General features: G+C 42.0%; 11 protein-coding genes. 2 read left to right on the plus strand and 9 right to left on the minus strand.

The annotated features are described in order from the left end of the window. The first annotated feature begins 24 nt into the window (after positions 1–24). Positions 25–1,524, plus strand: coding sequence for an L-arabinose isomerase (gene araA / locus A0125_RS03870; RefSeq protein ID WP_066752313.1), 1,500 nt, complete (start codon positions 25–27; stop codon positions 1,522–1,524). 68 nt (positions 1,525–1,592) lie between these two features. Further along, the gene (locus tag A0125_RS03875) at positions 1,593–2,285 is read left to right on the plus strand and encodes an NUDIX hydrolase (RefSeq protein ID WP_066752316.1); all 693 of its coding nucleotides are present in this window, start codon (positions 1,593–1,595) and stop codon (positions 2,283–2,285) included. Positions 2,286–2,382: 97 nt separating this feature from the next. On the opposite strand, the gene A0125_RS03880 is transcribed toward A0125_RS03875, so the two are convergent. The 9 genes from A0125_RS03880 to A0125_RS03920 form a co-directional block, all read right to left on the minus strand. Continuing rightward, positions 2,383–3,135, minus strand: coding sequence for an SDR family NAD(P)-dependent oxidoreductase (locus A0125_RS03880; RefSeq protein ID WP_066752318.1), 753 nt, complete (start codon positions 3,133–3,135; stop codon positions 2,383–2,385). 146 nt (positions 3,136–3,281) lie between these two features. After that, positions 3,282–4,379, minus strand: a complete 1,098-nt coding sequence (locus tag A0125_RS03885) for a cytochrome-c peroxidase (protein WP_066752321.1) — start codon at positions 4,377–4,379, stop codon at positions 3,282–3,284. A gap of 70 nt (positions 4,380–4,449) precedes the next feature. Further along, entirely contained in the window at positions 4,450–5,991 is a 1,542-nt protein-coding gene (locus tag A0125_RS03890; protein ID WP_066752326.1) for a DUF6850 family outer membrane beta-barrel protein, read from the minus strand. 4 nt (positions 5,992–5,995) lie between these two features. Next, a complete protein-coding gene (locus A0125_RS03895; protein ID WP_066752329.1) occupies positions 5,996–7,339 on the minus strand; it encodes a DUF4876 domain-containing protein in 1,344 nt (447 codons plus the stop codon). 55 nt (positions 7,340–7,394) lie between these two features. Then, entirely contained in the window at positions 7,395–10,334 is a 2,940-nt protein-coding gene (locus tag A0125_RS03900; protein ID WP_197464764.1) for a TonB-dependent receptor domain-containing protein, read from the minus strand. A gap of 73 nt (positions 10,335–10,407) precedes the next feature. Beyond that, the gene (locus A0125_RS03905; RefSeq protein ID WP_066752335.1) at positions 10,408–11,409 is read right to left on the minus strand and encodes a FecR family protein; all 1,002 of its coding nucleotides are present in this window, start codon (positions 11,407–11,409) and stop codon (positions 10,408–10,410) included. Positions 11,410–11,463: 54 nt separating this feature from the next. After that, positions 11,464–12,018: an RNA polymerase sigma factor gene (locus tag A0125_RS03910; protein WP_066752338.1), complete on the minus strand. Its 555-nt coding sequence runs from the start codon at positions 12,016–12,018 to the stop codon at positions 11,464–11,466. Positions 12,019–12,185: 167 nt separating this feature from the next. Next, a complete protein-coding gene (locus A0125_RS03915) occupies positions 12,186–12,893 on the minus strand; it encodes an SDR family oxidoreductase (protein ID WP_066752341.1) in 708 nt (235 codons plus the stop codon). An 86-nt stretch (positions 12,894–12,979) separates the two neighbouring features. Then, a complete protein-coding gene (locus A0125_RS03920) occupies positions 12,980–15,526 on the minus strand; it encodes an ATP-binding protein (protein ID WP_066752343.1) in 2,547 nt (848 codons plus the stop codon). Positions 15,527–15,848 lie beyond the last annotated feature (322 nt).

Genomic DNA, 15,848 nt, shown 5'->3' on the forward strand with positions numbered 1-15,848 from the left:
CTAAAACCTTATAAATTACGATATATGATTAACTTAAATGAATTGGAAGTATGGTTTGTGACCGGTAGCCAAAGTCTTTACGGAGAAGAAACCTTGAAGCAGGCGGCCGACCATGCGCAGGAAATAGCGAAGCATTTAGATCAGAGCAAGCAGATTCCGGTACGTGTGGTATTCAAACCCATCGTCAAATCATCAGAAGAAATTTACGAAACCATTGCCGCCGCAAACTATGACAATAAATGTGTCGGTATTGTCGCTTGGATGCATACCTTTTCACCGGCCAAAATGTGGATCCGCGGGCTAAAGATTTTGAATAAGCCACTATTACATTTACATACGCAATATAATCGAGATATTCCATGGTCTTCTATAGATATGGATTTTATGAACCTTAATCAGAGTGCGCATGGAGATCGGGAGTTTGGTCATATCGTATCCAAATTAGGAATCTCTCGCAAAGTCGTGACCGGTTATTGGAAAGATGAGGAAGTAGTGCAGCAGATCAATGTATGGTCGCGGGCGGCATCTGCGTGGAATGACTGGCAAGGTGCAAAATTTGCACGCTTTGGCGACAATATGCGTTTCGTGGCGGTCACCGATGGCGACAAGGTATCAGCAGAAGCGCAGTTTGGCTTTTCGGTCAACACGTATGCGGTTGGAGATCTAGTTGCGAAGATCGATGCAGTCAGCGATGTGCAGATCGATAAGCTGATCTCAGAATATGAAAGCAACTACAACATGTCGGACGATGTAAAAGCAGGTGGGTCGAACTATGCAAATGTACGCGATGCCGCTCAAATAGAGATCGGACTACAGCAATTTTTGGAAGAAGGTGAATTCAAGGGCTTCTCCAATACATTTGAAGATTTGCACGGGATGAAGCAACTGCCGGGTATTGCTACACAGCGTTTGATGCAAGCTGGCTACGGTTACGCTGGCGAAGGCGACTGGAAAACGGCTGCTTTGGTACGTGCAGCGAAAGTGATGTCTGCGGGTATGGAAGGTGGAAGCGCATTTATGGAAGATTACACGTACCATCTCGATCCTAACAATCCGATGGTATTAGGTGCGCATATGTTAGAAGTAGATCCGGTTTTATCTGCTGATAAGCCAAGCTTAGAAGTACATCCATTGGGAATTGGTGGCAAAGATGATCCAGCGCGTTTGGTATTCAACGCTAAGGGAGGCGATGCCTTAAATGCCAGCTTGGTGGATATGGGCGACCGCTTCCGTTTGGTCGTAAATACAGTGGAAGCAAAAGATTTTGATAACGATCTTCCTAAGTTACCGGTTGCACGTGTTTTGTGGGAACCCAAACCGGATATGAAAACGGGCTGCTCAGCGTGGATCTATGCCGGCGGCGCACACCATACGGTATACAGCCAAAATCTTACCACCGAATACTTCCACGATTTTGCCAAGATAGCTAATATAGAATGTGTCATTATCGATGAAGAAACAAATCTAAGGTCATTTGAGAAAGAATTGGTGTGGGGTGAGCTGGCTTACAAGCTGAAACAGTAGAAAATCAGCGATTTATTTGCGGACGTCTGATTTTCTCGGCAAATTTGCTGTTTAATTTATAAAATTATATGAGTGCGTATAAGGAACACTCTCGCTTGCTACTGGCAGTAGATTGTATTATTTTCGGATTTGATGGCAGATCGCTCAAGCTATTGATCATTGAGCGCGGCATGCTGCCTGAAAAAGGAAAATGGAGTCTAATGGGCGGTTTCGTACAACAACATGAGAACACCAACGAGGCGGCTTCCCGTATTTTGACGCATCTCACTGGACTGAAAGATATTTATATGGAACAGTTTCAGGTATTTGGTGAGCCAGGACGTGACCCACTCGCGCGTACAGTGAGCGTAGCCTATTATGCACTTATCGATATTGGCAAGTACGAAAATCAGTTAAGTAAAGACTATAAAGCCGAATGGGTATCGCTAGATCGTATTCCTGACTTGATATTTGATCACGGTGAAATGGTGAAGGCCGCTAAGGAGCACTTGCGCTACAAGGCTGCCTTGCACCCGATCTTGTTTGAATTGTTACCAGATCGATTTACCATTCCACAAATTGCCTCACTTTTCGAGCAGGTGTATAATGTCGAACTAGATAGACCCAATTTTATGCGAAAGCTGCGATCAACAGGCTTATTGGTAAAACAATCTGACAAAGATAAAGACGGCTCAAAGAGAGGGGCACATTATTATGTGCTGAATCGGGATACCTATAAAGAGAAAGTTTCATCTTTCTTACACTTTATCACGCAGTTATAAATTGGCTGTTGAAAGTGAATCTATCAAATGTTTACCACCAAAAGAAAAGCCTATCATGAAAGATAGGCTTTTCTTTTGGTGGTATTGCTCTGCCGAACTAAACTATGGTGTAACCTCCATCTGCTATATAATAGGCTCCAGTTACAAAAGATGCATCTTCGGAACTCAGAAATAGCACCAAATTTGCAATTTCTTCGGCCGAGCCCAATCGGTTCATGGGCGCCTTTGCAGCGATACCATCTTGCATTTCCTTGGTAAGGTTTTTTTCCAATAAAGGCGTCAAAATATACCCTGGCCCTACTGCATTACAGCGGATATTTTTAGTAGCATATTCGGCTGCGATATTTTTCGTCAAACCGACTACAGCATGTTTTGTAGCTGTATAGGCGCTGCTCATAGGCGCTGCTACCGTACCATGAACCGAAGCAATATTAATAATATTGCCCCCTCCATTTTTCACCATCTGCTCAAGTTGATAGCGACATCCATAAAAAACACCGTTCAAATTCACGTTTATGACCTTTTCCCACGCTTCTATATCATACTCACCGGTAGGCTGTGCCGGTCCACCAATGCCAGCATTATTACAGGCGATATCTAATCTGCCATAATGTTCGACAGTAGTCGCTACGAGCTTTCTGTTGTCTTCAGCGCTTGAGGAATCTGCTTTCACAAAAAAAGCATCCCCGCCTGCTGATTTAATTTTATCGACTACAGCTTTACCATGCTCTTCATTAATGTCGGAAACGACAACTTTCGCTCCACTAGAAGCAAAAAGTTCTGCAATCGCTTGGCCAATACCCGATCCAGCGCCGGTTACGATAGCTACTTTATTCTCTAATTTTGACATAACACTAATTTTTATATGTACTTTAAATTTACGCTTTTAGCGATCATAAATACAAACTTAATAGCTGTTATGACACAAATACCAGAATTTTTGGCAAAGCATATCCATTTTCTCACTAAGACAATTTGCCTAAGGGTAGAAAACTACTAATTGGGTAGTTCTGGGGTATTCATCCTTCTCTGTACAGGAGCACTTAACGCCTGCATAAATGCGATAACCGCATTGACTTCATCACGCGATAGATGCAATTTTTGCAATAATGGCGATGGAATAGGTCGTAGGTTTTCATCGACTACTACGCTTCGTTGAATTGGTGCTGGATTGCCCAGATTATACAACTCCACCACGTCGCGCAGTGTTGGAAAATTCCCATGATGCATCCAAGGTCCAGTTAAAGCTATGTTGCGCAGTGACGGCGTACGAAATGCTCCAATATCTGTCTGCTTACCTGATATGTGATAGTGACCTAGGTCTTCTTGGCGCGTGCCATATAGTGCTTGCCCATCATTATGAAATTGATTGTCTGAGAATAGTGGCGTATTGTGGCAATTGATACATCGAGCTTTTGTGCGGAAGAGATGTAATCCTAATACCTCTTGATCTGTGAGTGCTTCTTGCGCTCCGGTAATAAAACGATCGAATCTCGTGGGGTAACTTTTAATGGTTCGTAAATAGGTGGCTAAAGCCTGCTGAATGCGAAGAATATTCACTCGATCATCACCAAATGCTTGATGAAAGTAAGTTTGATATCCTTTTATGTTCGCAATTTGCAGCACTAACATGTCGAGCTCCATCATCATTTCGACATGGTCTTGTATTGGCATCAAAACCTGATCTTCCAAAGAAGTAGCGCGTCCATCCCACATCCACGACGTGTAATAGCCTACATTATACAATGTCATGGCGTTGCGTTTACCAATCTGGCGGTCGTGTCCATGTGCCAAGCTTTTACCATCACCAAATCCCAACTGAGGATCGTGACAGCTTGCACAAGAGATTTGTTTGGAGCCGGACAGTCGAGGATCGAAAAACAGTAATTTGCCCAATGCTGCTTTGCGCTCCGAAAAAGGATTATCTGCCGGAAAAGGTACTTCTTCTAACAGACCAATATCTTCAAAATTGGGTTTCACCTGCTCATCAACATTTGGCTTTGGCCATTTTCCAGAGTCGCCACTGCTATACAGAGATCGTAACTGGGCTATGCTATATTGAGGTTCAGAAAAAAAACTAGAAAGCAATACCATAGCTGGTACTAGTACCAAGCAACAGATGATGACAATTAATCGTTATATAAGCTCCACATCTAAAGTAATATTAAAATCCATAAGCAAGGCTCAGTGAAAATTGTTGTCGAGAGGTGCCGGGTATAGTTGCAGTTTGTCGCCCTATATTGGGCATATGATGCGCTGATAAGGCTTGCCACGAAACTAAGAAGCGAACAAAATCTTGCCTGCGAAGAGGTTGCCTCAGTCCTAACTCGAGACGTGTGCCCATGGTATTTGCTTGAAAATAGCTTAGATCGTGAAAATATACATAACGATGAAACATATTTTCGTTGATCTCAGGTACAGACCAATTGGTACGTAATGATCTACCTAATAATCCTGCGACACTAAGATGTATATGTTGATTTTGTGAGGTGATATAAGTTGCCATAGAAGATAGTGAGGCACTTAAGCGAGTATAATCTAATAGTGTACCACTACCACCATCTTGTCTTGTTTCTGAGATCAAACCTGCATATCCCTCGTAATGAAATTGCCATTTTCGGTCATCCCGAGTAAAGGCCAACTTCGCACTGTGCGTATCGTACTTGTACACTAAATTATTGATGCCGTTTGCCATAAATACTACCCTATCTTTTCCACTGCTCATGGCGGATCTAAGTTCTACTAAATAGGTATTTCGCTCGCGATGTAAATTCCACAGGAGCTCAGCTCCAACATGATCTATCGCATATTCATTGAGTACATTTTTGCGCGATTCATTACGCAGCACCTGCTGGTAGAGATGATTTTCCTTCTTATAAAACGCTGTACTATAGAATCTACCAACATCTGTACTCCACGAAAGATAAACTTGTGAGCCATATCGTTTCATATCATTCTGATAGTGTAATCCACGTGCTAGTAGCCAATCATTTGTTTGCCAACCGTAGCCGATTACAGCATAGTTCAGAAAAGGCGTCACAGCAGGACTTTGCACATAATTTTCGTTCTTAAACCCTACTTCAAAACTTTCTTGCCCATAACCGTAGCGCGCTTCCAAGCCGATTTCTACGTTGTCGTATAGCTTACGACTAATGCCAATCTGCCCATTTACTTGTATCACATCGATACTACCGCGTGGATCGTTGTTACTAAAATGATCACCTATTCGATAGTCCAGACCGCCAAACACCGACCAACGACCGAAATAACGTTGACCTCGTGCTTGTATACTATAATTGGTACGTACGTAATGATTGTTGCCGTATGATGCAAAGTAGAACGGCGCGGAAGGATTTTGCCGCGTCTGATGGCCAAATCGTGTACTATCTTCCAAAGTACGATTGTACGCAAATCGCCCCCATAACCTTACGTCTTTTAACGTTATACTTCCTTCGGAATTAACATTAGTGCTCCGCCATTTTTCAGCATCTTGTGCCTGTCGATAATCGCCCTGCGCAAAACCGTATTGCGTATGCAGTTGCGTATATCGCGCTTCTACAGATTCGTGCAACCACATAGGGTTGTCTATTGCAAAATAGCGTATATGTCTTTTAATCGTATCTAAAGTATTATTTTCCTGTGCTACGAGGCTGTTGCACAGGAAAACGATATATACACTTAAAAAATAGTTTTTTGTATAGCGCATAGTATTAGTCAGCGAATCCGCGCGGATTTGCTTTAATAGTGACAAAATCTGCGGTCGAATTATTTGTATCCATCAATACGCGACGGCCATTTACGATTTCTTTAGTTTTTCGAATAACCGAATTGGATGAGCGTGCTCCACCTTCTACTGCTATCCAGCCGGCATCACTTTGCGCCGTAAATTTTTTAGGATATGTGGTCGTGGTTGATGATGATTGAATTTCAACCGCATCGATAATATTCGTGACAGGTATTTGTACATACATACCATCAGTTCGTTCGCGACCATCAGCAAATGGTAAGTCGTAGCTTTTCCAAGATGCTATCGGACCCATATTCTGATCTCTAAATATGATGTAACTATGCTGCCCATTAGAACTTAAGATAAGATCTGTAGCATTACCAGCTCTGCGATGTACTATTACATTTGGCACATTTGGATTATCGACGTCTGATGCAATTGGGCGGCCACGGTCTACATATGGAGCATAGTAAGCTTCGAAATCTGCTTGGCTCAGATCTACCGTGAGTTCAGGATTTTGGATTGATATACCAACACCATCAGTTCCTTGATATGGTTGTTTGTGGTTTACCGCAGTAGCAGCTATCACAATGCTTTCGCCCGGACTTACTGGATACTGCTCACCATTGCCTGGCAGCTGCAATATTGTTCGAGCGTATACATAATCTGAATTAGCATGGATATTCGTTGGCATCCCAAAAGAACGTGACCAGTCATACTGACCGCTACGTGCTTGATAAGCATAGGTAGTATTAGCTGAGTTGGCTCCGTGCGCTTCTGCAAAATACAATTGGTCAGCGTACTGAACCGTCTCAGAGTTGTTAAAGATTTCTATAAAGTGATCACGGAAATTGGCTCCTTTATTTGCATCGGATCCGGCATAATAAATCTGCTTTATCACTAAAGCACCATAAGTGCCATTACTCAGTTCGACGGCGAATGATTTTTCGGAATTGAGGTTTACATCATATGATTCGAGAGCGCTACTAAATATCACATCAAACTCTTCGCTCAACCCCGAAACGGCATTGAAATTATCGACTGCATATGTTTTAGTGCCTTGAATAGTATAACGACCGGGAGCAAGATTAGGCACCTTCACGCGACCTTGAACATCCGTCTCGCCCTTAAAAACTTCCTTACCGGCTAAATCAAAAACTTGAATGGTAATTTCGCTGAGTTCTAATTTTTCAGAATAGGTGCTATTAACGTAAGATGCCATTATATCGATACTAACGGATTGATTTTCTGGCGAGACGTCTTTTTTACATGCTATGGTACTTAATAGCGTAAAGCAGATCATAATAAGTTGGATAGATTGTTTCATTTCTTATTGGAATAATAATGTTTGTATAATGATATAGAGAATTGTAAGTCAGTCGTCAAAGCCGCAATCGCACCTGTGCACCGTACGTGGGTTTGCTGTTAGGAATGATCAATGTATTATCAGACCTTAAGTATTGCGGACGGTAATTGAATACATTGTACACATTGAACGCTACGGTAAGACGCTCGCTAATATCCTTCGATAGATTTAAGTGAAAATTACTGTATACACCAGGCTGGTTTTGATTGTTTAATGATTCCTGTGTCTGTAATAGATGACGATATTGGCTATTTTGTGGATCAAATGCAGGAATAGTTACAAACTCACCTCGCTCCGTATAATACCCGGTCGGAATACCATCACTTGCGCGCGTATTTGTTTTGTTTAAGATGTTGAACTCTGCCGTGAAGTTTACGAGTAACCTAGCTTTTGGAATGTGTGTGCTTGTCGTTAGTGCGGCGTTGCTTACCACCGTATTTCGTACTCGCGCATCATAAACTCCTGTAACAGCGTATCCAGCATCAGTACCTGGGTTGGTGAAATCTTGCATCACTTGTAATGGCTGTGCTTTGGTATACGTTAACCCACCGCGTATATTGAATACTGTTTGAATAGGTGACCACTTTGGCGTACTGAGCAACACCTCGATTCCTTGATTCCAAGATTTATTGCCATTTACAAACTCATTGCGTGTGAGTCGATGATTTTCTGTACCTTCTATCACGTAAGGTACCTCTGCAGTAGGATCTGGATTAGTTTTGTACTGATCTAAGGTCGTAACCTCGAACCTACGAAACGTACTGATGCCATTATAACTACGTTTGTCGTATATATTCATCGCCAATCGAAACCCTTCAGATGCATAAATCGCAGAAAATTCCAGTTGCTGTGATTTGGTTGGTTTTAATGCATTATTGGTGGGTACATATTTATCCACATGAAGCAAATAAAGGCTATTAGCCGCATCTACAGCGCCTGTTTCGGTCACGGCAGTATATTGGAAAAGAGGGATTTCGTAATATACCGGCCCTGGGTACAACTGAGCAAGCGCTGGTGCCTTACTCGAAAAGCCATAAGCCAATCCCAATCGCCAATTTGGATGTAACTCGTACCGGATATTAGCACGTGGCGAAATGGTTACAAAACGTTCAAAAAAATCCATCCTTGCACCTGTCCGCACATGCAGTGGTCGGTCGGCTACAGCTATTTGGAAAACATCTTCGACGTATAAACCCAATTGCTGTTGTGCACGTATCTGCGTATAATCATAATATCGAGCTGAGCGATTGCCCGCCGTAGCGGCAGATGATAAACTATTGGGACGAGAAGGATCGACGATCTGCCCTGCCCCATTGTTTTTCGAATAATTGTAATTCGCACCAAACTGTAGTTGATGTGATACATCGCCGGTATAATAGTGGCCTGTAAGATCTACACGAGCAGTAAAATCGATTGGTTTGCCTTCAATATGGGATACCGACGTATAAGTTCCCGGCCCATAAACACCTTTGGCAACACCTACTTCAGTAGCGTCAGAATATATCACAAAAGTACCATTCATTAATTGCTCTTTGTAGGTATTTTGATACGATTGGCCATACCGCATATTGAGACCGATGTTACTTATAAAACCGTGATCTATACGATAATTAGACCGATTTGATACACTAAAATTATAGGTTCTGAATCGTACAAAAGTGCCGGTTGGGTCATCAGGATCTTGCAAAACATTATCGAGATTACGATTATAATCAACAGCAAGTGTATTGGTAAACGCGCGTTCGCGCCCGCCAGCAATCGTCCACATCGCATTGCCGCCCCATCGATTATAAGCTTTGAGCTTATCGCGATTATCCTCAAACGAACGTGTAAAATTTGCACCAAAGGAAATACCGCCAAACTTCTTAGTCTGAAATCCTTTGTTCAAGCCATAAACCGTAGCATTATCACGCAATTGCATTTGAAAATGCAATGGTGAACTTCCAGCCATCCGGTTGATGATGATAGCGCCATCGGTCAAGTCGCCATATCGTGCAGAAGCAACACCAGCTACAATCTCTACACTTTCAATATTATCTGTCGTAATCTGTCGCAGATCCAAACCACCAAAAGCGTAATCGCCTGAATAGTTGCCCGGCGAGTTTCCACCTCCCTTTAAACCGGATACACCTCCAAACACATTCGCATTTTCCATACCTGTCATACCAGCGTTACGAGTTTGCATATTTGCATTATTCGATATTGCGACACCGTCCATGATGAGTGCAACACCGAACGAATTATTCAACGCAAAAGCATCTCTGGATGCTGCCGAGCTCGTCGCATAATTAGCTGTACGAAGGTTAGCTTGTTGTACCCGCTGTAGTGAGGGAGCTTCTATTTTTTTGCCTGGTACAAGGTTTAGTAAATCGTTCAAACTTAAAGCACCAGACTGCAATATCACTTCACGATTGATATAAATAGAACTATTGCTCTCCAATCGCTGATCTGTTGTCGGTGCTACAGCTATTTCTTCCAATCCCATACTTAAGATGGGCAAAGTCACATCATCCAATTGGCGCTCGCCAGGTGATAGCTCAACGTTCAAACGCTGCTCCTGTCTTCCCAGTAATGAAACGATCAAGATTTCTTGGCGTTTTTTTGCAGCAAGATATTGAAATCGAAATTCTCCATCTTCTCCGGTAATGAACCGTTGATCCATCGACGGCAAATAGACCGAAACAGATTGCAATGCCACTCCTTGCTCGTCGATCACGCGACCAGATAAGACACCCACACGCGTTGGTTTCATGAGAATGTGCTTACCCGACAATTGCAATTCTACTAGCGCAACCCGCTCTATCGCTTTCAATACCGAGTGTAAGTTTCCATGGACATCTAGAGAAATTCGTTTATTCAGCGAGATCCGTTGTTCATCGTACAAGAAGGTATAATCGACCTGCGCTTCCACTTGTTTCACGACTTGCCGAAGGCTTAAATTTTCGGCTTTTATCACGATGTTTTGTTGTGCATTGGCCTGACTAGTACATAGGCATAGAATGCACAATAATCTGTAGAAATACCTCATTTTAATGCTTCTGTACATGTACAATATTGTTCTCTAAGGTGAAGCTGTAATCGGTGGTATAGGAAAGGTGATCCAAAACATCTGAAAGCGGCTCTTGAAATATTATACCCGAGAACTGGATATCAACCTCAGCACTTGAATTCCATCTTACACCGTATTTTCTAGTCAATTGGTTAACAACTTCCTTGTAGTCTGCATGATCAAAAACAATCATTCCATTGGCAACCTGTCGTTCTTGTTGCGTATCAAAAGATTGTACCTCTACCGACTGCGTGTTTTTATCCAATACGAAAGCTTGTCCTGGTACGAGGGCTTGTTCTGTACCTCGATGAGCAATCACTACCTTACCGTTGAATAATGCTACTTTTGTCTGATTATCATGATCGTAGGCATGCATGTTGAAAGATGTACCCAACACGCGTACAGACAATTCTTCGGTATGAATGATAAACGGTTTTTTTGCATCATGTTTTACATCGAAAGAACCACCTCCATTTAATCTCACTTCCCGAATAGTGTCCTCGAAAATTTCGGGATAGGAGAAATGAGACCCTGGAAACAACTTCACGGCTGTACCATCCGCTAAAGCGATATGCATGATTTTTTTTTCAGGTACAAGTTGAGTTACCCACTCCACATATTTAGAATCCACTATCGGGTTGTGCTCGATTTGTCGCCAATGCTGAAGAAGAAGTACGCCAAAAAGCAATACGGCTGCTGCCGCAACAGACGGACGAAACCATCTATAAAACCGGGATCGTACTGGCACTTTCTGTGCCGTAATATGGTCAATCAGGCGTGTTCTTTCGGTCTCAAGCTCCTGCTCTGTAGGCTGGTCTGCCAGTAACAACACGATCTGGCGAGCCTCGTTTGCGATATCTGAATATGCCGGATTTCGCGAAAGCCAATCTTTCCAATACGCCGAATCGTCCGCATTTTTATCTAAACAAAAATTCACGAATGAGTGATCGGAAATTAATTTTTCTATTGTAGGATCTACCATGTGATTGTGTTACTATATAGAGTAGTGGCAGAAGGAGGCAACTTTTACCTATTTTTATTTAGAAAAAATCAAAATAATCATCTTTAGCGTCACGATATCCATGCGCATGCGCTTTAGCGCTTCATAGATAACATTGTAAACTGTACGTACAGAAGCGTTATCTAGTGCGGCAATTTCTTCGTACGACCGTTCTTCAAAGAAGCGCAATTGGATGTATCGGCGCTGTTTTTTCGTTAGCTTAGCGAGTGCCCGCTGTAGTCGTTCGTGCATATCCAATACGTGCTCAATGGCGATGCGCTGTGCTTCGACAGATTCTTCTGCCGGTTCTTGCAGCAAATCTTCAATGGGAGTGTAAGCCACTTCAATCTGACGAAGGATTATACGCTTGAGCCACGTAAAAAGATAATATTTAGGGTCAACTTTGGTGTGTGGTAGTCGCTCACGGCGCTCCCACAATTCGCAAAATAAAATATGAAGAGATTCTTTTACAAGCTCCCGATCCCGCCGTATTGTCATTCCATAGTGAAACAAAGGCGTATATATGCTATCATACAAATGTAAGAAGCTTGTACGATCGCCTTTTATGATGTTTAACCACGTATCTTTCATAGATGTGGCAGCAAATATATGTATTATTTATAATTATTCTAAATTAAGATGTTGTAATAATTTTCACAGCCGCTTCAAGCACAAAAAGGGTGAATATCGTACGATATTCACCCTTTTTGTGCTTAAAGGCATACTTATAGATGCATTTGTTGCACTGCCCTACTGGATCAAGATTTCGTCTTGGTGGGCCTCACTTCTATTTTACTTGGTAATACGTTAGGATTCATCTGCAAGAGATCAACAATCATCTCGCCCAGATCAGATGGTTGAATCTTCCATGCATCTTCTTCGCTTGGTGTATGATCAGCGAAGTGCGAAGTTACTGAGCCCGGCATAATGGTAGTACATTTTATGTCGTGACTGCGCAGATCTAACATCGCAGCTTGCGTAAAGCCAACTACGCCAAACTTCGAAGCATTGTAGCCAGCTCCGTTAGCAAAAAAATTAGTACCCGCCAATGAAGCAATAGATATATAATATCCCTTTTGCTGTTTCAATTGATCGACGGTAGCTTTTAAGGTATGAAATACACCCGTCAGATTAGTATCAATCATGGCGTTCCAATCATCGAGCGATAGCTGATCAATCGGTGCAAACTTACCTACGCCGGCATTTGCGATCACTACATCTAATTTGCCAAAAGTAGCTACAATTTCTTCCACTGCTTTGACTTCGTCTTCGAACTTGGTGACATTTGATTGTAAGGCTAACACATTTTCACTGCCCAACGATTTCTTTGCTTTTTCTACATCTTGCAAGTTGCGACCCGAAATGGCTACTTTTACACCATTCTTAACCAATACTTGTGCAATGCCATAACCAATTCCTTTTGTACCACCTGTTATATAGGCGACTTTATTTTCTATCTTTTGCATATATATGTAATGTTTGTTGACAATAAAAACATAAGATTAGGATAAATTGTGTGATATCATTTTTCGTGGATCAATTATTTGAGATCCTATGTCATGCCGCCTTTAACGATGTGAGAATGTGCAATTGGCAATTCGAACCAAAATGTACTGCCTTCGCCAGTCGCACTCTCTACGCCGATGCGCCCAGCGTGCCTGTCTATGATCTCTTTACACAAATATAAGCCAATACCAAATCCTGAGATATTTTCAGTTTTTGCACCGATTACGCGATAAAAACGTTCAAATATATGTGATTGATCTTTAGCTGTAATTCCAATACCTTGATCTTTAACACTTACACGAACCCAGCCATTATTATCGCTGCAGGATACGTGTATTTGGCTATTATTGGGTGCATACTTTACGGCATTATTGATAAAATTAAGCAGTACCTGCTCAAGTTTATCTTGATCTGCAAAGATCATAATAGGCTCTGCAGGCTGAAATAATATTTTGTGACTAGATATGGTCGCTAATGATTCTTCTTCGACAACCTTAATAATTTGAGCCATATCAAAATAGGTTTTATTAAGGTATATCTTGCCTTCTCCTGCCCGAGCTACGTCCAGAAAGCCCGTAATCAGTGTCGTCATACGATTTACTTGTCGAATAGCTTTTGTCGTTAAATCTGCCGTAAATTGGTCATTATTCTTTTTCGATTTCCAATCTAAAATTTGAACGTAGCCCTTCAAGGCTGTAAGAGGAGATCGCATTTCGTGACTTACGATACCGATAAAATCTTCCTTAAGCTGATCACTAGCTCTTCGTTCGGTGATATCGATCATGATGCCATAAAAATGAATATCAGTACCCATGCTTGGATCAGATACTTTACCCACGGTGCGTACCCATCGCATCTCATTATCAGATTTTCTAAATATACGGTACTCTTCCTCAAATAGTATATGGTTTTCGATCGCATTATGCATCGCATCCCATATGCGCTCTCGGTCTTCTTGAAGCGTGTCAAAACCTTCTTGAACCGTTACAATCAAATCATCTGTAAATCCAAATAATTCTCTGCAATAATTATTCACTTCGATGATACCTGTACTGATATTTATATTAAATGTACCCATCCGGGCAGCCTCAATACTCAATCGTAGGCTCTCTTCTTTTTCTACCAGCCTTTTATTCAGTCGGGTTAAATTTTCTTCTGCACAACGTAAGTTTTCATTCGTAGCGACAAGTTCTTCATTGAGTGCTATATATTCCTCATTTACTGTACTGAGCTCCACATTGGCTTTTTGCAACTGAGTACGGCTTTGCTCTAGTAACTGACGTGATTTAACTTTCTCTGTGATGTCAGTTATGGTTGCGATGATCGCTTCTGGATCGCCCTCTGAGTTGCGCAAAGGTTTGTATGCCAAGTCGATATAAATTGTGTTTATTTTGCCATCGACCTCCGCGATATCAGCTGTTTGTTCTGATATGGCTACAGATTCTCCTGTACGCAGAACTTGTCGTAGCAATTCTGGAAAAGTTTGCTGCACCACTTCCGGAAATACATCCGTTAGTTTGCGTCCAATGACTTGCTTGGCAGATCGAGTCCAGATTTTAAGCATCGGATCATTCGCAATTTCAATGACTAGATCTTCGCCTCTGATGATGCACATACCCGCTGCGGCGTTCATGACCATTTCACGCATTTGCAGCGCACTTTCCTCAATCAGCATTCGTGCCTGAACTTGATCTGTAACTTCCACAGCCATATCAATAATACCCGTCACTTCCCCATTTTCAATTAATGGTGCATAGGTGAAGTTAAAGTATCCTGTTTCCAGTTTTCCATTACGATTCAAGCTTACTGGCGTATCATGGCGCGTCACAGATTGGCCTGTTGTATACACTTCTTGCGCCAATTCATAGACTGGCTGACCATTCAATTCGGGAATTGCCTCTAACAGCGGTTTTCCTACTACATGACTATCTTGGTTGAGCAACTGTAGCATCGCAGGATTAATAGCATCGATCAACATATCGCGACCGCGAAATACCACGATGGCTGCGGGCGACTGCTCAATGATTAACCGCAGACTGTCTGCACTTTCCTTGTTATTTTGGCTAACTAGGATATTCTCGCGATGAGCAATCTCCAGATCCAACAACCGCTTCCGCAGTATTAATTTATTAATAACTTGCTTAGTTAGCGTTTTCAGTGCCTTTTTTTGCGTTTCATTGAGCTTACGAGGTGTTCGGTCTATTACACAAAGTGTACCCAACGGAAACCCATCTTCATCCACAAGCGGCATACCCGCATAAAATGATATGTATGGATTACCAGTAACTAATGGATTGTCTCGAAAACGCGGGTCCAAGTTTGCGTCCTCTACCTCCATTAGTTCATCTGGTTTTAGTATGGCATGTGCGCAAAATGACTGCGATCGGTCAGTCTCTCTTACAGTAAGCCCCCTATGCGATTTAAACCACTGTCTCTCCGCATCAACAAAACTAATCAAGGCAATTGGCGTTTCACAAATCGCGGCAGCCAACTCGGTTAGTTCTTCGTAATCATCTTCGACAGCGGTATCTAAGATGTGGCAAGAATTAAGCGCGGCAAGACGCTCTTGTTCATGAATTGGATTTTTAAGCATAGAAACATTTCCGTCAAGCTATCAAGCTTAACAAAGCTACGCATAATCGTTCGCAGTTTAGATGGATTTTCAAACTGCCATCACAATGTTTTAAATTCTTTTTTGGAGATCAACATTCCACGCTAAAAATGGTTAAAAATTCGACATTCTACAGCACGAATGTGAACAATTATACCGCACAATATCCACGATAAGGGGATAATTTTATACTGCAAAAAGTTCAAAAAGTAGTAGGTTCAGTACGCTAGAATGTTACAATTAAGAAGCACATTGTGGCAATTTATCTGTTATAACCATCAAAATTATCACATATTAAAAAATG

Source organism: Sphingobacterium populi, from assembly GCF_001586775.1.
Taxonomy (GTDB): Bacteria; Bacteroidota; Bacteroidia; order Sphingobacteriales; family Sphingobacteriaceae; genus Sphingobacterium; species Sphingobacterium populi.